The 18,833-nt window shown below is 66.9% G+C and carries 12 protein-coding genes; 3 read left to right on the top strand and 9 right to left on the bottom strand.

Annotated features, from left to right (window positions below; genetic code table 11):
• Positions 1 to 17 precede the first annotated feature (17 nt).
• The 7 genes from AC4ELH_RS03230 to mutA all read right to left on the bottom strand — a co-directional run bounded on the left by AC4ELH_RS03230 (position 18) and on the right by mutA (position 15,562).
• On the bottom strand, positions 18 to 1,433 hold the full coding sequence (locus AC4ELH_RS03230; protein WP_064958612.1) for a condensation domain-containing protein: 1,416 nt from the start codon (positions 1,431 to 1,433) through the stop codon (positions 18 to 20).
• Positions 1,434 to 1,467: 34 nt separating this feature from the next.
• Positions 1,468 to 7,746: a sulfolipid-1 biosynthesis phthioceranic/hydroxyphthioceranic acid synthase gene (gene pks2, locus AC4ELH_RS03225; RefSeq protein WP_448447746.1), complete on the bottom strand. Its 6,279-nt coding sequence runs from the start codon at positions 7,744 to 7,746 to the stop codon at positions 1,468 to 1,470.
• Between the two features lie 963 nt (positions 7,747 to 8,709).
• Positions 8,710 to 9,975, bottom strand: a complete 1,266-nt coding sequence (gene lipL / locus AC4ELH_RS03220) for an esterase/beta-lactamase LipL (protein WP_064883527.1) — start codon at positions 9,973 to 9,975, stop codon at positions 8,710 to 8,712.
• A 75-nt stretch (positions 9,976 to 10,050) separates the two neighbouring features.
• Positions 10,051 to 10,389, bottom strand: coding sequence for a DUF4333 domain-containing protein (locus tag AC4ELH_RS03215; RefSeq protein ID WP_064958609.1), 339 nt, complete (start codon positions 10,387 to 10,389; stop codon positions 10,051 to 10,053).
• A gap of 26 nt (positions 10,390 to 10,415) precedes the next feature.
• Positions 10,416 to 11,387 (bottom strand): methylmalonyl Co-A mutase-associated GTPase MeaB, encoded by a 972-nt coding sequence (gene meaB / locus AC4ELH_RS03210; RefSeq protein ID WP_064883531.1) that lies wholly within the window; start codon positions 11,385 to 11,387, stop codon positions 10,416 to 10,418.
• Between the two features lie 40 nt (positions 11,388 to 11,427).
• A complete protein-coding gene (scpA, locus tag AC4ELH_RS03205; RefSeq protein WP_064883534.1) occupies positions 11,428 to 13,680 on the bottom strand; it encodes a methylmalonyl-CoA mutase in 2,253 nt (750 codons plus the stop codon).
• 1 nt (position 13,681) lies between these two features.
• Positions 13,682 to 15,562, bottom strand: a complete 1,881-nt coding sequence (mutA, locus tag AC4ELH_RS03200) for a methylmalonyl-CoA mutase small subunit (protein ID WP_448447752.1) — start codon at positions 15,560 to 15,562, stop codon at positions 13,682 to 13,684.
• Between the two features lie 138 nt (positions 15,563 to 15,700).
• Here mutA and AC4ELH_RS03195 point away from each other — a divergent pair, with 138 nt between their 5' ends.
• The 3 genes from AC4ELH_RS03195 (at position 15,701) to AC4ELH_RS03185 (ending at position 17,632) form a co-directional block, all read left to right on the top strand.
• Entirely contained in the window at positions 15,701 to 16,444 is a 744-nt protein-coding gene (locus AC4ELH_RS03195; protein ID WP_498883226.1) for a TVP38/TMEM64 family protein, read from the top strand.
• Between the two features lie 68 nt (positions 16,445 to 16,512).
• Positions 16,513 to 17,124, top strand: a complete 612-nt coding sequence (locus AC4ELH_RS03190; RefSeq protein ID WP_498883225.1) for a TetR/AcrR family transcriptional regulator — start codon at positions 16,513 to 16,515, stop codon at positions 17,122 to 17,124.
• Between the two features lie 31 nt (positions 17,125 to 17,155).
• On the top strand, positions 17,156 to 17,632 hold the full coding sequence (locus tag AC4ELH_RS03185; RefSeq protein WP_498883224.1) for a nitroreductase family deazaflavin-dependent oxidoreductase: 477 nt from the start codon (positions 17,156 to 17,158) through the stop codon (positions 17,630 to 17,632).
• A 12-nt stretch (positions 17,633 to 17,644) separates the two neighbouring features.
• On the opposite strand, the gene AC4ELH_RS03180 is transcribed toward AC4ELH_RS03185, so the two are convergent.
• Together AC4ELH_RS03180 and AC4ELH_RS03175 are read right to left on the bottom strand one after the other, a co-directional pair.
• The gene (locus tag AC4ELH_RS03180) at positions 17,645 to 18,271 is read right to left on the bottom strand and encodes an RES domain-containing protein (RefSeq protein WP_498883223.1); all 627 of its coding nucleotides are present in this window, start codon (positions 18,269 to 18,271) and stop codon (positions 17,645 to 17,647) included.
• The gene (locus tag AC4ELH_RS03175; protein WP_448447759.1) at positions 18,268 to 18,795 is read right to left on the bottom strand and encodes a hypothetical protein; all 528 of its coding nucleotides are present in this window, start codon (positions 18,793 to 18,795) and stop codon (positions 18,268 to 18,270) included. Before AC4ELH_RS03175 ends, AC4ELH_RS03180 begins: the two co-directional genes overlap by 4 nt.
• Positions 18,796 to 18,833: the final 38 nt, after the last annotated feature.

Genomic DNA, 18,833 nt, shown 5'->3' with positions numbered 1-18,833 from the left:
TGACTTCATTCCGCGGCTCACCTGCGCGACCCTGCGCTGAGGTTTTCCAGCACCCGTGCACACGTCGACTTCAGCACCTTGACGTACCGGCCGACCGATTCATGTGCCTCGGGATTGTTCGGATAGACCACCGAGACCGCCGTGCGGTCCTTCAATCGCACCAGGAACACCGTCATCTGGTACGAGTACACGCCGTCACTGAACATGCCGATCCGCATCGATTCCAGCTCGGTGGTGAGCAGCACCGACAACGGGGCCGCCCCGGCATCCAGGAAGTTGATCACCTGGAAATTCGGCCTCGGCCAATCCAATTCGGGTCGCAGCTCGAGCACCCGGTAGAACGGGACATCGACGAGCTGATGTCCGGCGTCGAAGGATTGCTGTGCCGCAACGGCCGACTCGGCAAAGGACCTACCCGCGATCGGGACGGTGATCGGGACCAGCCCGGTGAACCAGCCCATCGTCATCAGGTCGGCGGTGGTCTTGCGGGTATCGCTCGGTGTCAGCCCGTAGTAGGTATCCGCTCCGGTCAGTTCATGCTCGGCCATCCCGGTGCAGGCGAGCATGCCACCGATGAAGCGGGCCCCGGCTGCGACGCATGCCGATTCGAAATTGGCCGTCTGCTCCTCGTCCATGAGGGTCTCGACCCACATCTCCGCTCCACACGGCTCGAGCGGATCGCCCAGGGGCAGTGGGAAGTCCGGCAGACTGCCCTTGTTGCTGGTCGCGAAGTCGGCCCACGCCTTGACTTCCGGCGAATCCGGCGTCAAAGCACCGAGCAGTTCCTTCTGACGCATGCAGAAGGCGTCGTAACTGCCCGCCTCCGGAAGTGCCAGGGGCGCGCCACCACTGACGAGGGTGGTGTACATCGCGTGGAACTCCATGAGCGTGACACCTGCGAACGTCGCGTCCATGTGCAGGTGGTCGATGCTCACGTAGATCGTGAACCGATCCGGGTACTGGACGATGCCATAGGTGAAGCAGTCCCAGTGCAGCGGATCCGGCGTCGACAGCGTCAGCTGACGCAGTTCCTCCGACGTGAGATCGCCGTGCCGGGTGGGCACGAACTTGATGTCGGCCGGATTGGGCATCGTGTGCCGCACGATGTCGTGGACATCGTGGTACTCGAACCAGCTACGGAACGTGTCATGCCTGCGCACATGGGCATTGACCACGTAGGTCATCGCCCTGATGTCGCATTGCCCTGGAATGTCACACGTCACGATCACCAGACGGGAGTAGTCCAGGCCTTTGGCTCGCTGATCGACGAACCCGCGCAGGTGCTGGGCCTGCATGTAGCTGACCGGCACGTCACTGACGGGCGCTTCAGCCGCCTTGGCGCACGAGGCCGGCGAGGCTCGCCAGGAAACGGCAGAACCGGGCGGTGCGTCCCACTCTTCGACCGAACCGATCGAAACGGACCCTAACTGCAACGTGACTCCTCTATAAACTCAACCGAATTCGGCATCACGCCGTCGGTGTCAGCTCCGTGTCGGCATTGGCGACCAACTTCTCGCACAACTTGTCGGCGAGCCCGCGGACGGTGGTGATGTCCGCCGGGCTGATCCGCACCCCGGTTTCGGTCTCGATCCTGGTCCGTACCTCGAGGTTGCCCAGTGAGTCGATACCGTATTCGGCCAGCGGACGATCCGGGTCGATCGAACGACGCAGCAGCACGCTGATCTGGTCGGAGACCAGCCGGCGCAACCGCGAAGGCCATTCGTCCTGCGGACTGGCATACAACTCGGTGAGGAACCCGCTGGCATCGGAATCCCCGGAACTCGCGGGACGGAACGACTCGGCGAACGGGACCCGCTTGGCGAAGTCGGCGAGCCAGGACACCCCCACGATCGGCGTATAGCCGGCGTAGCCACGGTTGTGCCGCAACATCGTCTCGAACGCGTGGGCACCTTCGTCGGGCGCGATCGCCGAATCGGAGGCTTCGGCAAAACCGGCACCCTTGCCGATCTCGGTCCACGCGCCCCACGCGATGGCGCTCGACGGGAGTCCCGCGTTTCGCCGCCACTGGGTGAATCCGTCCAACCAGCTGTTGGCAGCGGCGTACGCACCCTGCCCCGGTGAGCCCACCAGGGCGGCTGCCGACGAGAAGCAGCAGAACCAGTCCAGCGACTCCGACCGCGTCGCGTCGTGAAGGTTCCACGCGCCCACAGCTTTTGGTGTCCAATCTCGGGCCACCAGGTCATCGGTGATGTTGGTCAGCGTGGCGTCTTCGACGACCGCTGCCGCGTGCAGGACACCACGCAGTGCCAGTCCGGTGGCGGTCGCCGCCGACACCAGCGCCGCGGCAGTGGCGGGATCGGCGATGTCACCGGTGACCACCTCCACCTCGGTACCGAGGCCGCGGATCCGGTCGAGCTCGACGAGTGCTTCGGCGGACGGCTGGGACCTCGCGTTGAGCACGATCCGGCCGCTACCGGCCGAGGCCATCTTCTCGGCGAGGAACCGTCCGAGGCCGCCGAGACCGCCGGTGATGACATAAGCCCCGTCGGCGCGGAACACCGGTGCGTGCTCGGGCGGCACCACCGCCGTATCCGAGCCCGACTCCGGGATCTTCACGACGAGCTTGCCGGTGTGCCCGGCCGCATCCATCAGTTCCATCGCCGCGGCCCATCCGGTCAGCGGATAGGTGCTGATCTCTGGCAGCGGTAGCGCGCCTTCGGCGAGCTTGCCGAACACCGTCTGCAGCAGTCGGCGGACGACGTCGGGTCGACGCTGGCTCAGCGACGACAGATCGACCGCGTGGAACGACAGGCCCTCTCGGATCATCGCCGGCGTGAGGGTGGCGTCACCGCGAAGGTCAGCAACTCCGGTCTCGACGAACCGGCCGCCGAAGGCGAGCAGTTCCAGTCCGGCACGCTGCCCTGACCCGGTCAGCGAATTGAGCACGACGTCGACACCGTATCCGTTGGTATCGCGGCGGATCTCATCGGCGAAGCTCAGCGTGCGCGAGTCGTAGACATACTTGATGCCCATGTCGCGCAACAGTTGCCGACGCTCGGGACTGCCGGCAGTGGCGAACACCTCGGCTCCGCACTCGCGTGCGATGGCTATGGCTGCCAGGCCGAGGCCTCCGGTTGCCGAATGGATCAGCACCTTGTCCTGTGCCGATATCCTCGCCAGCTCCCGCAGCGCGTACCACGCGGTGGCATGCGCGGTGGGCACCGCGGCGGCACTGTCCACGGCCAACTCATCGGGCAGCGCGACGGCCAGGTCGGACGCGCACGTGACGAACGTGCCCCAGCAACCGGTCGCCGCAACCCCGGCCACCCGATCGCCGACCTTGTGGTCGGTGACGTCGGGTCCGACGGCCGTGACGACGCCGGCGAAATCGCGGCCCAGCGCTGCGGACTGCTCGGCGAGACCGGGATACCGGCCCGACGCCGCCAGAACGTCGACGAAATTCAGGCTCGACGCGCTGACCCTCACCTCGATGCAGCCGCTCTCGGGGGCCGACCGCTCAAAGGTGGTCAGCTCCAGCGAACCGAAGTCACCTGGGGTCCGGATGCTCAGGCGCACCGCATCGGTGGACAGGTCCACGGTGGTGGACAGCCGCTCGTCGGCAGCCAACGGGCTGGCCCCCAGCCGTGCGGTGTACCACCGACCGTCGCGCCAGGCGGTCTCGTCCTCGGGACTGCCGGCGAGCAGTTGGCGGGCAATGTCCTTGGGATCGGTGCGCTCGTCCACGTCGATCTGCGTCGCGTGCAGTTGCGGCTGCTCGTTTCCGACCACCCGGACCAGTCCGCGCAGTCCGAGCTGGTCGAGGTTGAGCGCATCGCCGGGCAGCACCGACTGCGCGCCACGTGTGACGAGGTGCAGGCGCGGAGCCTGATCGTCGACGTCGATCAGTTCGCGCACGATGTGAACCACGCGCTGGACCAGCCCCAGGCCCCGGGACGCCGACTCCCGGTCCCCCGTTGCCGCTGCGCCGGCCAGGACCAGGACGACGTCACTGTAGGTCTCGGCACCGAGGTGTTTGCGCAGCGATTCGGCGTTGGCGGTTTGGTTCGCCCGTTCGGGCCAGACCACTGTCGACACGTCACCGAGGTCGGGTTCCAGCGCGTCGGCCAACTCCGTGGTCAGCAGATCCGAACCGTCGGACGTGATCAACAACCACTTGCCCGTCCCGGATGTCCGGGCCTCCGGCAGTTCCTGCTCGTGCCACTCGACGGCGAGCAGGCGCTCGTTGAAGATGCGTTCCCGCTGACCGCTTTCGGTCATGCCGGTGCCCAGCCGCAGACCACGAACGGCGAGCAGGACCTCACCGTCCTCGTCGAGCAGATCGAGATCGGCTTCCACGCTGGTGGCGTCGGCGTTGGTGACCTGCAGCAGGCAGTAGTGCGCCGAACGGGTCGACCCGGACGCACGCAGGCTCCGCACGCCCAGTGGGAGCAGCAGACCGCCCGGGTCCTCGCCTTCGGCGTACGCCGCCACCGACTGGAAGCACACGTCGAGCAAGGCCGGGTGGATCTGGTAGGCGCCCTGCTGGGACCGGATTGCGCTGGGCAGTGCGACCTCGGCCAGCACACTGGTGACGGGACCGTCGGCGGTGAATGCCGCCGCCAGGCCGGAGAACGCCGGCCCGTACTGAATACCTTTGTCCCCGAACCATTTACGCAGCGCATCGCCCTCGACACGGCGAGGGTGGGCCGCTTTGAGTTCGGTCAGATCGAGTCGGGTCGGCGCCTCCGAAGGCTCCGCCTCGGCGATCACCGCCGCGGCACGCCGGATCTGTTCGCCATCCCCGGCCGTCTCGACCAGGAACTGCACTGCCCCCTCGGGGGTCACCTTCGCCTCGGCCGAGACCACGGTCTCGGCGTCGAGCAGCAGCATCTGCTCGAAGGTGATGTCGCGTACCTCGCAGGCATCCCCCAGCAGCGAGCGACCGGCGACCAACGCCATCTCGCAGTACGCGGCGCCCGGAAGTGCGGCCACGTTGTGGACCTGATGGTCGGCCAGCCACGGCTGAGCGTCGACACCGACATCGGCCTGCCAGACATGACGCTCGGGGTCTTCGGGAAGTACGACGTGCGCACCCAACAGCGGATGGACGCTGAGCAGATGTCCGCCCCCGGGAACGTGCTCGCGAGCGTCCCGGCTGACGGTCAGCGGCAGACGAGTCCAGGTGGGCAGAGGTGCGTCGGCGAGGGTGCCCGCCGGGTACAGCGTCCCGAAATCGACTGCAGCGCCCGCGCTGTGCAGGTCGCCGACGTACTGCAGCAGACCGGTGGGCATCTCGGTCTCACGCCGCATGCTCGGCAGTGCCGCGATGTTGATGTCCAGGCTGCGGGCGACCTGCTGGGCCGGGTGAACCAGCAGCGGGTGCGGAGAAAGCTCACCGAACACGCGGTAGCCGTCCTCGAGGGCGGCCTGCACCGCAGCCGAGAACCGCACGGCGTGGCGCAGATTGTCGACCCAGTAGTCGGCGTCGGTGTAGGGCTCGTCGCGGGGGTCGTACGACGTCGACGAGTAGTACGGAACCGTCGGCGTGAGCGGGGTCAGGTCACTGAGCACCTCGGCGAGTTCGTCGAGGATCGGATCGACCTGCGGCGAATGCGACGCGACGTCGACCGCGACCTCGCGCGCCATGATGTCCCGCTGTTCCCAATCGGCGACGAGTTCCCGAATGCGTTCGGTGGTTCCGCCGACGACGGTGGACTTCGGCGAGGCGATCACGGAGATCACCACGTCGGTGATGCCTCGGGCGGCGAGCTCGGACAGCACATGTTGCGCCGGCAGCTCGACCGAGGCCATGGCGCCCGAACCCGAGATCCGCGTCATCAGGGTCGACCGCCGGCAGATCACCCGCACGGCATCCTGTAGCGACAACGCCCCCGCGACCACCGCGGCTGCGGCTTCGCCCATCGAGTGGCCGATCACCGCTCCGGGTTGCACTCCCCTGGACTTCAGTGCGGCAGCGAGCGCGACCTGCATCGCGAATATCGTCGGCTGCACCCGGTTGATGCCCTGGACGGGCTCCGAATCCGAAATTGCCTCGGTCACGGAGAAACCTGACTCCGCGGCGATGAGGGGTTCCAGTTCGGCGATGGCCGCCGCGAAGGCGGGCTCGGTGGCAAGAAGTTGCGCACCCATCCCCGCCCACTGCGAACCCTGGCCGGAGAACAACCACACCGGTCCGCGCTCGCCGGTTCCGACGGCCGGCTCGTAGACCGCGTCGCCCTCGGCGACCTCCCGCAGCGCTGCCCCGAGTTCCTCTGCGGTCGCCGCCGTCACCGTCGTGCGGAACGGCCGGTGAGCGCGGCGCCTCGTCAGCGTGTACGCCAGATCCGGCAGCGGCTGGTCGCCGGCCTCGTGGATCAGCCAGTTGGCCAACCGGCCTGCGGTCCGCCGCAACTCGTCGGCCGAGGTGGACGACACCGGGAACATCATCGGCTCGCCGTCACCGCCCGGCGCGCCGGCGGGCTCGGACCCGGCTGCGGGCGCCTGCTCGAGCACCGCGTGCACATTGGTACCGGACAACCCGTAGGACGACACGGCCGCGCGACGCGGGTGTTCCCCGGCGACCGGCCACGGCATCAGTTCGGTCGGGACGACCAGTGAGCTGTTGAGCCGGGCCATCGCCTCGGGCAACTCGGTGAAATGCAGGTTGGCCGGAACGGCGCCGTGCTCCAGGGCGAGTACGGCCTTGATCAGACCGATCGCTCCGGACGCCGACTGGGCGTGCCCGATGTTGGTCTTCACCGACCCGAGTGCGCACGGGCCGTCCGTGCCGTACACCGCGGCCAAACTGGCGTACTCGATGGGGTCGCCGACCGGCGTTCCGGTTCCGTGGGCCTCGATCATGCCGACGGTCACCGGATCGACCGCTCCGGCGGCCAGCGCCGCGCGGTAGACCGCGCTCTGCGACTCCTCCGACGGGGTCGCGATGTTGATCGTGTGGCCGTCCTGGTTGGCCGCGGTGCCGCGGATCACGGCGAGCACCCGGTCGCCGTCACGCTCGGCATCGGCAAGACGCTTCAACAGCACCATGGCGACGCCCTCGCCCGAGACGAACCCGTCGGCGCCGACGTCGAACGCATGGCAGCGGCCCGTGGGCGACAGCATTCCCTGCGCCGAGCCCGCCACCATCTTCTTCGGGTCGAGCAGGAGTGAGGCGCCGCCGGCCAGGGCCAGGTCGCTCTCCGATTCGTGCAGGCTCCGGCACGCCATGTGGATGGCCAGCAGGCCCGATGAGCAGGCCGAGTCGACCGTCAGCGCGGGTCCGTGTACGCCCAGTGCGTAGGCGACACGCCCCGACGCCAGGCTGAAGTTCGTTCCGGCGAAACCGTAGGCGCCGTCCAGCGCGTCCGCCTCGGCAGCGACCATCTGATAGTCGTTGTGCGTCATACCGAGGAAGACGCCGGTCAACGATCCGGCGATGTCGCCGGGAGCACGACCCGCGTGCTCGAGGGCCTCCCATGACGTCTCGAGCAGGAGTCGGTGCTGCGGGTCGATGGACGGCGCCTCACGCTCCCCGTAACCGAAGAAGTCCGCGTCGAATCCTGAAACATCGTCGAGGAACGCACCCCACTTGGACACGGAACGACCAGGCACTCCTGGCTCCGGGTCGTAGTATTCGTCCGCGTCCCAGCGATCCAGGGGAACCTTGGTGACGAGGTCGTCTCGCCGCAGAAGTGCCTGCCAGAACGCGGCCGGTGAGTCGATCCCTCCGGGCAGACGGCAGCCCATGCCGATTACGGCAATCGGGGTGACTGGTGTCTCGGCCAAGTTGGCTCACCTCTCTCGATGCGATCGATCAGCAAAGCGTCGATCAACATACTTAGAACGCGGAAAAGAATGTGCGCTACGTCGCCCACGACGCACGGTACCGAATCCCCGTATCCGGTACGAGTCGTTGCCAACGCGGGTCCGTAGCCTAGCGCGTGGACCAACTGGATGTTGGAAACACCCGATCGCAAAAACTTTCAGACGTTCGCTGCACGGACCAATTCTTGAGAAATGGCAGCACCGGCCAATTTCATCAGCGAGGCACCGGACCCGGATCGTCGACACCTGCCATAGTTCACCAATACTGCTGTGCACCAACACTATTGAGCCCTCAATGTCCCACCACCACGGCGCGGGGGTAATTATCCCGCTAACTAACCCCGAGCCGTTTTAAGACGCGGAGCGGCGCTTTCACAGGTTGTCCATAGTTTGAAAACGGTGTTTGATTCACCACTCACAGTTAATTCATAGGTCGACTGCGAATAGTTAGCTGGCAACCGCCACGCAAACTATGGGATCCGTAGTTGAACCGAATTCATGTTCCATGCGGCAGGCACGCGAAAATGGTACGAATGTGTACCCTCATCACGCATCAGCTAATGGTCATCATTGACTATGCAACGTCATAACCAGCATGGATCACCGCAGACCGGGAAACTGTCGCAACACAGGAGACGTAGACGTACCAAATTCCGGCGCCAGGGCAGGCCGACTGAGATCCAGCCCACGCCGTACGCGAATGCGTGACAAAAACCACAATGTGTCTACCAAAGCAAATCTGCCGAGGTTAACGGTGGACATGCGCTGCAACCACGGGACGAGCCTCCCAAATATGGGACATAGTGTGATGTATATCACTGCAGGTAGAAGCGGTACGTGGCCGTTCCTGGCCCGCGCTCAACCCTCCGCAACGAACGGGAGCCGACCTGCTGGTTGCAACCGGTCGGCTCCCATTTGGGTGAACTATCCCGCGACGGGTTTGGACAACTCGTACGGGTCCGCGCCGAGGTTCGGCACCGCCTCGAATCCCCGCTCGCGGGCACGGGCCACGTCCTTGCGAATCAGGGCATTCAGACCGACGAAGGCGGCCATGTCCAACACCATCGGAGTCAGCAGACGGTTGTGCACGAACCCGATCGCCAGCCCGCTGGCCGGGTCCGCCCAGCCGACCGACCCGCCGAGCCCGACATGACCGAATCCGGGCATGATCCCGAACGGCACCGAGTGATACCCGAGATGGAAGCCGAGCGGCACCCCGAGATTGCGGTCCGGGCGTAAACCGGGCGGACCGGCCAAGCCGCCAACGATGCGCTCGGACAGGTAGTCCGCGCCACCGAAACGGCCGTGGTTCGCGATTGCGCCGTACATCCTGGCCAGGCCACGGGCTGTGGCGACACCGTTGACGGCGGGTGCCTCGGCGTCCAGAAACGGAGTGTCCCCCTGAACGAGGGACATCACGCCGGGAAAGTACATGGAACCGAAAGCGCCGGAGAAGTTCAGCGCTGCGATCCGCGGTGCCATGAAGTCGAAGACCTGGTTGGGCCACCGTCGTTGCGGAACCAGAATCTGTGCGGCCCGGGTCGGGGCGTCGGCCGGCGGCCGACCCAGATGCAGGCCATCGGTGCCCAACGGCTCTGCCAACTCGATCCGGAACAGCTCGCGCATGCCCTGCCCCGTGACCGCGCGGGCCAGACCCGACAACAGCCAGCCATAGGTGAGCGCGTGATAGGCGGGCTTGCCGAACAGAAGTGAGTTCACCGGCGCCGCCGCAACCCGGCCTTCCATCACCACGTGATCCAACAGATCGGCTTTGCTGACGCCATTGAGCTGAGACAGTCCCGCCTCGTGCGCCATCACCTGTCGCACCGTGACCGCGGATTTGCCATTGGCCCCAAATTCAGGCCAATAGTCGCTCACCGGGCCGGCGTAATCGATCAGACCACGATCGACGAGCCGATGGATGACCGTCGAGGCCATTCCCTTCGTCGCGGAGAACACCATCGCGCCCGTGTCGGCTGTCCAATGCTGCGTACCGTAACGGTCCGAGTAGCCGGTCCAGACGTCGACCACCGGTTGACCGTCTTGGAGAATCACCAGTGCCCCGCCGCCGTACTTCCGGCCTGGGAACAACTTTGAGAACCCGCGGACCGTGCAGGAGAAGTTCCTGTCCGCCGCGCCTTGGACGCCGTGTGGAAGCGCCTCGTCGCGCTCCCCGTTGTGATCGGTCACACACTTGAATTTACCTGGCCCCCCGGCAAATTCCACAGGCGTTATCTACCTGTTAGCCGGAGCCCGGCGATCGGGTCAGGGACTCGGCTTGTCATCCACCTTGAAGTCGATCTTGACCTTCTCGGATTCGACGTTCTTGACCGTAGCCGTAACGCCGTACTTGGTGCCGTTCTTGTCTGTCAGCACACAATGCTGGGTCGCTCCCACCTTGCCGACGATACCGTCGTCGCAGGTCACAGACTTGGCCTTGCGCTTGGCCGCGGCTTCCAGGTTCTCCTTCGCCATGGTTTGCAGCTTGGACTTGGCCACGGTGGGTGCTGGGGCGGTCGATCCACCGCCGCAGCCGGTCAGGACAGCACCGCCGACCATCGCGGCAGCCACGAGCACACGCAGTTTCGCCTTCACGTCCCTCATCTCCGGGTCAACCCAGCCTTTCCCTGTCATCCGGCCGCGTCGAGGATTTCCTGCGCGGCCAGGGCCGGTGTCAGTTCGCCCTCGCGCACCCGGCGCTCCACCTCGTCGCGGATACTGCGGACACCAGGATGCGACATCACGCGGTCCAGCACGGTGTCTCGCACCATCGACCAGGTCCAGTCCACCTGCTGCGCGCGTCGCCGGGCCTCGAACTCACCGGCCTGGGTCAGCACCTCACGATGCTTGAGCACTGTCTCCCAGAGTTCGGTCAGCCCGTGGCCTTCGATCGCGCTCATCGTGAGAACCGGTGGCCGCCATAGCGTTTCACGGGGGTAGATGAGACGGATGGCACCCGTTAGTTCGCGGGCGGCCGCCTTGGCCTCGATCGCGTGCTCGCCGTCGGCCTTGTTGACGACGATGACGTCGGCCAGCTCCAGCACACCTTTCTTGATGCCCTGCAGCTGGTCACCCGTGCGGGCCAGGGTGAGGAAGACGAAAGTGTCGACCATGTTCGACACGGTGACCTCGGACTGCCCCACCCCCACCGTCTCGACCAGGATGACGTCGTAGCCGGCGGCCTCCAGCAGAACGATGGTCTCGCGGGTGGCCTTGGCCACCCCACCGAGCGTCCCGGACGTCGGCGACGGCCGGATGTAGGCGTCGGGATGAACCGCCAGTTTGGCCATCCGGGTCTTGTCTCCCAGGATCGAGCCACCGGTCCGGGTCGACGACGGGTCTACGGCCAGGACCGCCACCCGGTGGCCGGCCCCGATGAGGTACATGCCGAGGGCCTCGATCGTCGTCGACTTGCCGACGCCGGGAACGCCGGTGATGCCGATGTGTTGAGCTTTGCCCGCCTCGGGCATCAACTCCAGCAGCAACTGCTGAGCCTGGTCACGGTGGTCGGCCCGGGTGGATTCCACCATCGTGATGGCCCGCGCCAGGGCAGCTCGGTCGCCGCCCCGGATGGCCTCCGCCAGTTCCTGAACTGCACTCATGTCCCGGGTCGCTCCGCTCCTGCCCGCCGAACGGAAGCCACTACTCGCTCAGCTGGTAACCGAGCCGGTCTGCCAGCTTCTGCAGCAGGCCGATGGCCGCATCGGCGATCACGGTGCCAGGCGGGAAGATCGCATTCGCGCCGGCAGCGTAGAGCTCGTCGAAGTCCCCGGGCGGGATGACCCCGCCGACGACGATCATGATGTCGGGTCGGCCCACCTCGGCCAGCGCGTCACGCAGCGCGGGCACCAGGGTCAGGTGCCCCGCGGCCAGTGACGACACCCCGACCACATGCACGTCGTTGTCGGCGGCCTGACGGGCCACCTCCTCCGGGGTGGAGAACAGCGAGCCCACGTCGACGTCGAAACCGATGTCGGCGAACGCCGTTGCGATCACCTTCTGGCCACGGTCGTGCCCGTCCTGGCCCATCTTGGCCACCAGGATCCGGGGCCGACGGCCGTCGGCCTCGGCGAACTTGGTCACGAGCTCGGTTGCGGTAGCGATGTTGCTGCCCTTCCCCACCTCGTCGCGGTAGACGCCCGAAATGGTACGGATCTCGGCCTGGTGCCGCCCGTACACCTTCTCCAGGGCGTCGGAGATCTCGCCGAGGGTGGCGTTGGCGCGGGCGGCATTGATGGCCAGGGCCAACAGGTTGTTGCCCAGTCCGTCCTCCCCCGCAGAACCTGTCGCCTCGGCGGCACGGGTCAGCTCGGCCAGCGCGGCCTGCGTTGCCGACTCGTCGCGGTCGGCCCGCAGCTGCTGCAGTTTGGCCAGCTGTTCGGCCCGCACCCGGCTGTTCTCGACCTTGAGGACCTCGATCTCCTGGTCCTCTTCCACCTGATACTTGTTGACACCGATCAGCGGCTGGGCACCGGAGTCGATCCGTGCCTGGGTCCGGGCCGCAGCCTCCTCGATGCGAAGCTTCGGGATGCCGTCGCTGATGGCCTGTGCCATGCCGCCGTGCTCGTTCACCTCGTGGATATGGGCACGCGCCTTGTCGGCCAACTGATGCGTGAGCCACTCGACGTAGTACGAACCGCCCCACGGGTCGATCGGCCGGGTGGTCCCCGACTCCTGCTGCAGCAACAGCTGGGTGTTGCGGGCGATCCGCGCGGAGAAGTCGGTGGGCAGCGCCAGCGCCTCGTCCAGGGCGTTGGTGTGCAGCGACTGGGTGTGCCCCTGCGTGGCCGCCATCGCCTCGATACAGGTTCGGGCGACGTTGTTGAACACGTCCTGCGCGGTCAGCGACCAGCCCGAGGTCTGCGAATGGGTGCGCAGCGACAGCGACTTGTCGTTCTTCGGGTCGAACTGCGCCACCAGCTCGCTCCACAGCAGGCGGCCGGCCCGCAGCTTGGCCACCTCCATGAAGAAGTTCATGCCGATGCCCCAGAAGAAGCTCAGCCGCGGCGCGAACTTGTCGATGTCCAGGCCGGCATCGAGGCCGGCCTTGATGTACTCGACACCGTCGGCCAGCGTGTAGGCCAGCTCCAGATCGGCAGTCGCCCCGGCCTCTTGGATGTGGTAGCCCGAGATCGAGATCGAGTTGAACTTGGGCATCTTGGCGCTGGTGTAGGCGAAGATGTCCGAGATGATCCGCATCGACGGCGTGGGCGGATAGATGTAGGTGTTGCGGACCATGAACTCTTTGAGGATGTCGTTCTGGATGGTCCCGGCCAGCTTCTCCGGCGGCACCCCCTGCTCCTCGGCTGCGACGACGTAGAGCGCCAGGATCGGCAGCACAGCGCCGTTCATCGTCATCGACACGCTGACTGTCGACAGGTCGATGCCATCGAACAACTGGCGCATGTCGAGAATGGAATCGATGGCCACACCGGCCATTCCGACGTCACCCTGTACGCGCGGATGGTCCGAGTCGTATCCGCGGTGGGTGGCCAAGTCGAAGGCCACCGAGAGGCCCTTCTGCCCGGCGGCCAGGTTGCGCCGGTAGAACGCGTTGGATTCGGCAGCAGTTGAGAAACCGGCGTACTGACGGATGGTCCACGGCTGGTTGACGTACATGGTCGGGTACGGCCCACGCACGAAAGGCGGTGCCCCCGGGAAGGTGTCGAGCGGGTAGCCGGCGGCGACCGCCTCGTCGCGGTCGGCGGCGATGTACACCGGCTTGACATCGATCCCCTCGGGCGTGGCCCAGGTCAACTGCTCGGGGGTGTAGCCATGCGCGGTCGCGGCCGCCGCGACGTGCGTCTCGACCGCTTCCGGAGTGGCGGGCTCACCCGCGCCTTCGCCGTGCAGCGGTACGTCCGCGAAACTTCCGATTCCAGTTGTGGCAGTCATCTCAGGCCCCCAGTCCGGTGAGCAGGTTCGACAAAGCTTCGACCGCATCGATCTTGGCGGTCAGGTATCCGTCCGGCTTCGAATCAGCCTCGGCGACAGCTTTTTCCGGGCCGGCCAGCAGCACCTGACGCACACCGGCCGCATGTGCAGCGGCCACAGCTGCGGAGGCCTCGGCACCGTAGCGGGCGTCGCTGCCACACAGCACCGCCACCGTCGGGGCACCGGCATCGGCCACCGCCGCGGCAACCGCGGCCGCCTCGACGGTCCCGGGGTTGACCGCCTCGATTCCGCCGGACGCCAACAGGTTCGACGCGAAGGTGGTGCGGATGTTGTGCTCGGCCAGCGGACCCAGCGGCAGCAACACAACCTTGGGCCGTGCCCCGGTCGATGCCAGGAACGCATCCGAGCGGTCCCGCAGCGCCTCGAATCCGGCTGCGTACCGCGCGATGGACGACACCGACGATCCCTGCGGCAGCGGCTGTTCGTCGAGGTTGGGGAATTCGTTGACGCCGGTGATCGCGGTGCGACGGTGCGCGACATCGTCACTGCGCCGCGCAGCGACCTCGGCGATCTGGGCCGCGATGTAATCGCGAGCGGCGACGAACCCGCCCCGCGCCTCGATGTCCTGGAAGTGCGCCCACGCCTGTTCGGCCAACTGAGCCGTCAGATCTTCGACGAACCACGAGCCACCGGCCGGATCGAGCACCTGACCGATGTGCGACTCCTCCAACAGCAGCAACTGGGTGTTGCGGGCGATGCGCCGCGCGAAGGTCGCCGACGTCCCGTCCAGTCCATCCGGAATCGCCGCGTCGAACGGATGCACCTGCACGGTGTCGGCACCCCCGACACCCGCCGCGAACGCGGCCAGGGTCGTGCGAAGCATGTTCACCCACGGGTCGCGCTGGGTCATCATCGGCAACGAGCTCACCGCGTGAATGCGCGCGGCTCCGGCGTCATCTGCAGTGTCGGCCCCGACCACCTCGGCCACCCGCGCCCAGAGCTGCCGGGCAACGCGCAACTTGGCGATCGTCATGAACTGGTCGTCGTCGGCGGCGTAGCGGAAGCTGATCTGCCGCAACGCATCCGGCGTCGCCACCCCGCCGTCGCTGAGCAGACGCAGGTAGGCGACCGCCGCGGCGATCGATCCCGCGAGCTCCCAGGCGGCGCTCGAGCCGAGGTTGTGGAACGCCGGGCCGTCAACCGTGATCGCCCGCACTCCCCCGCCGTGGCCGGTGAGCTTGGCGACGGTGGCCGGCAGGTCCGCGCCGTCGGTGGCGGGCCGGCCGGAAAACGGCGCGGTCAGCGGGTCGACACCGAGGTCGATCGACAGCCGCGAGCGCTGGTCCTCGTCAAGGTTTCCGAGCAGCGCCAGCACCGCGTCGGCCGCTGCCGCCAGGTCGGCACCGGCGCTTTCGACGCCTTCGAAGATCACCGGCACCAAGTCCAGGAACACGCCGTCGAGCAGACGGTCCAGCTCGCCCAGGGCGATGCCGCCCTCGTCGCCGACCCGCAGGGAGAGCGCGCTGGCGCCCTCCGTCAAGGCCACCAGGACCGCACCGTTGACGGTGCCGACGGCGGTACCAGGGACAGCCGGGAAGCTTTCGACGACGCGCCATCCGGACTTCACGTCGCGAAGGGCATCGCCGCCGCGCACGAACGGCCACTGTCCCGGCAGCGCGGACTCGGGCACTGCATCGAGGGTCGTGTAGAGCGGCCGGATCGCGAAACCCTCGTAGGTCTGCGAATCCAGTAGGCGTTCGGGCTCGGCCGGCAGATCGGCCACATCCCGTCGGCTGCTCTTGGCCAGCACTCCGGCGACTGCCGTCCGCCACTGCTGTCGGTCCGCCTCGACCGCGCTAGTCCCCTGTAACGACACCCGCATCTCCTGTTATCGCAGCGTGTGACCTACCTACTTGACCCTCAGGCTAAATGATCGCCGTCACGGCTCTGACCGCTGGTGGGTGGACTCGCGGTTACACCCAGCGGTCAATGGTGCCTGCGCCCCGTACTCTTGGAAGACGTGAAACCCGTCGTCAGGACCCTGCGCGTGCTGCGCGCCGCGGTGATCTCGACGGTTTCCCAACTGCCGCCCCGGCGGATCGTGGGCCCGCTGGCCGGCATTGTGATTCTTGTCGCAGTCGCCGTACTGATTCCGTTGCCGACCGCGATGCAGATGCGGGACTGGGCCACCTCCGTGGGTCCCTGGTTCCCACTGGCATTCCTCGGTGCGCACATCATCATCACGGTCTTCCCGTTCCCGCGCACCGCATTCACCCTGGCTGCGGGCCTGCTGTTCGGGCCGGTGCTGGGTGTGGCCATAGCCGTGGTGGCCAGCGCGGTGAGCGCGGTCCTCGCATTGTTCTTGATCCGCGCTGCCGGTTGGCAGCTCAATCGCCTGGTCCCGCACCCCCGGATCGACTCGCTCGATACCCGGCTGCGCCAGCGTGGCTGGCCGGTGGTGCTGTCCATGCGATTGATCCCGGCGGTGCCGTTCTCGGTGCTGAACTACGCGGCCGGCGCGTCTGCGGTGCGGGCTGTCCCCTACGCGCTGGCGACGCTGGTGGGGCTGTTCCCCGGCACAGCGGCCGTCGTCGTCCTGGGCGACGCGTTGACCGGGAACATCAGCCCGGCACTGGTCCTGGTGTCGTTGAGCACCGCCGCACTCGGCGTGGCCGGCTTGGTCTACGAATGGCGCCTACACCACCGCGACCGGCGTGCGAATCAATCCGCCGACAAGACACACGAACGCGCCGTCACGGGCTGACGCCCCCGCTGTCGGTCGCGAGGACGCAGCACCTTGCGGGTACTAAACATTTGTTTACAATAGTAAACGTGGGTTCACCATCTGACGATCGAACCGCGCGGGCCCGGATTCGTGACGAGGCGTTGCGACTGTTCGCCGAACGCGGCGCCGACGCGGTGACGATGCGCGACATCGCTTCCGCTGCCGACGTTTCCCCGGCGCTCCTGGTCCGGCACTACGGCTCCAAGGATGGACTCGTGGCGGCGGTCGACGAGCACGCTGTACGCAGCCTCGAAGCGGTGCTGACGCAGGTCACCGAACGGACCGCACAGGATGGCCTCGGACCGTCGGCGGTGCCGACGATGCTGGAGAGTCTCGCCACCCACCTCCCCCCGGACTCTCCTGTGCCGGCCTACCTGAGCCGCCTGCTGACGACGGGTGGCGCGGTCGGATCGGCAGTGTTTCAACGGCTCTACGGCATCAGCAGGACCGCGCTGGACGGCATGGTCGCAGCGGGTGTGGCAAGTCCCGGCGAAGACCCCGCAGTGCGGGCTGCAGTTCTGATGGTCAACGACCTCGCGGTGCTGACGCTGCGGACGCGCATCACCGAGACGCTCGGCGTCGACCCGCTCTCCGCTGCCGGGATGAAGCGCTGGGCGACAGAAGTTTTCGCAATCTACCGCGACGGTCTGAAGTCCTGAGCAGCGAAAAGAGACGAGGAGGAGACAACCCATGGCCACAATCCCTGATCTCGGCGCCCGACTCCTGCGCAACCGCCGGCTGGTGCGTGCTCCGATCTGGCTCTACCGGATGCGCGCCGGGGCACTGTTCGGCTCGAGGATGTTGATGCTCGAACACGTCGGTCGCACCTCGGGCGCGCACCGCTATGTCGTGCTCGAAGTGGTGGGCCGGCCGAGTCCGGACACCATCGTCGTGGCGTCAGGGTTCGGCACAAAGGCCCAGTGGTTCCGCAATGTTGTTGCAAATCCGCAGGTCCGGGTGTGGCTCGGCAGTCACCGTCCGGCTGCCGCTACCGCTCATGTGCTGGACCAGCAGGCTGTCGACCAGGCGCTGGCCGATTACCGCACAGAGCATCCGAAGACGTGGGGGCAGTTCAAGCTCGTTCTGGAAGAGACGCTGGGCCAACCGATCACCGATACCAATGCACCGCTGCCGATGGTGGAACTACGGTTGCAGCCTCGCCACTGACAGACGTGCCCCTCAGCCGGGTGGCGGTTGGATACGCACCTGACGCCGGGTGGGTCGGTGCGCGACCATGATGCCGACGGTCACGCACGCCTGCACGCCGCCGGTCGGTGACGGATCGACGGCCCAATCACGTTGTCCCGCATCCTCGAACAGTGCGACCGCGTTCGCGCCGGCGCCGGTACTGAACCGGGTCTGATAACGAATTCCACGGTGGCGGCCGGTGGCGAAGAAGGCCGCGGCCCAGGCCTGCGGCAGCTCATAGTCCGGGCACGTACCGAGCTCACGGGTCATCCCGACGAAGGAAGCCGCCCGCGCCGCACATGCGTTGGCCAACCATCGGGCCGCAGGCACCCGCACCCGCGACACCACCGTGCGGGCCGCGGCGTCGAACGTGACCACACCCTGCCGTACCAGATCGTGGCCGAAACGCTCGCGCAGCGCCGTCATGACATCGGTTGCCAGATAACAGGTTCCGTTCGGCGGGACTAGATCGAAGCGACCGCTCAGATCTGAGGAGAACCACCACGGCGACTTGCCCACGGTGTGGGCCCGATACAACAGGTGGTCGATGCGCAGCCGGGACCGCGGGAACCCGGAGACGTCCGGCGGTGAACCGAGCGCGGGCCGCTGCCGGCTCATGCGCTCCAACTCGCCGCGGTCTCCCGGGCCATGTCGATCACCGTTTGCGGATCCCCACCATCGCGCAGCCAATCCGCGGGACAGGATCCGTCGAGTCGCTCACTGGGTGCCCGCATCCACAACGCGGCCATCCACGGGTCATCGGTGCCCTCGGTCAGCACCGTCAGCACGTCACGCAGAGACGGAATCGTGGCACCGCTGTCGAGAAACTGCCACGTCGGGTACACGACCCCGCCATCGTCGAGCGGGCAGGCCAGGATCGCGTACCGCGCCACCTTCTGGTGCAGGGCCTGGCGGGTGACGCCGAGCCAACGCGTCAACCCTGCCGTGTCGTAGAACGGCCCGGTGACCTCGTCGAACACGTGCCCCAGCGGCAATGCCGCCACCATGGCCTCGGCGATCTGCTCCGGGTCGCCGAATGCCTCAGGGCCCAGGCTCGCCTCGTCGGCCCGCCGCAACCGCTCGTGGACCTTCTGCCCCACCGAACGCATGATCTGGCGCTCGAACAGTGCGAGATCGGTCATTGCGGCCTCCCAGACGCGTCAACTACGTCAAGTCTACT

The sequence above is a fragment of the Mycobacterium shunyiense genome (assembly GCF_058270075.1).
This window is presented reverse-complemented; position numbering and strand designations above follow the sequence as displayed.

What these genes read in the sequence shown, in the direction of transcription:
- AC4ELH_RS03215 (WP_064958609.1), bottom strand. Translation starts at nt 10,389, where the DNA reads ATGAGGGACGTGAAGGCGAAACTGCGTGTGCTCGTGGCTGCCGCGATG.
- meaB (WP_064883531.1), bottom strand. Translation starts at nt 11,387, where the DNA reads ATGAGTGCAGTTCAGGAACTGGCGGAGGCCATCCGGGGCGGCGACCGA.
- scpA (WP_064883534.1), bottom strand. Translation starts at nt 13,680, where the DNA reads ATGACTGCCACAACTGGAATCGGAAGTTTCGCGGACGTACCGCTGCAC.
- mutA (WP_448447752.1), bottom strand. Translation starts at nt 15,562, where the DNA reads ATGCGGGTGTCGTTACAGGGGACTAGCGCGGTCGAGGCGGACCGACAG.
- AC4ELH_RS03185 (WP_498883224.1), top strand. Translation starts at nt 17,156, where the DNA reads ATGGCCACAATCCCTGATCTCGGCGCCCGACTCCTGCGCAACCGCCGG.
- AC4ELH_RS03180 (WP_498883223.1), bottom strand. Translation starts at nt 18,271, where the DNA reads ATGAGCCGGCAGCGGCCCGCGCTCGGTTCACCGCCGGACGTCTCCGGG.
- AC4ELH_RS03175 (WP_448447759.1), bottom strand. Translation starts at nt 18,795, where the DNA reads ATGACCGATCTCGCACTGTTCGAGCGCCAGATCATGCGTTCGGTGGGG.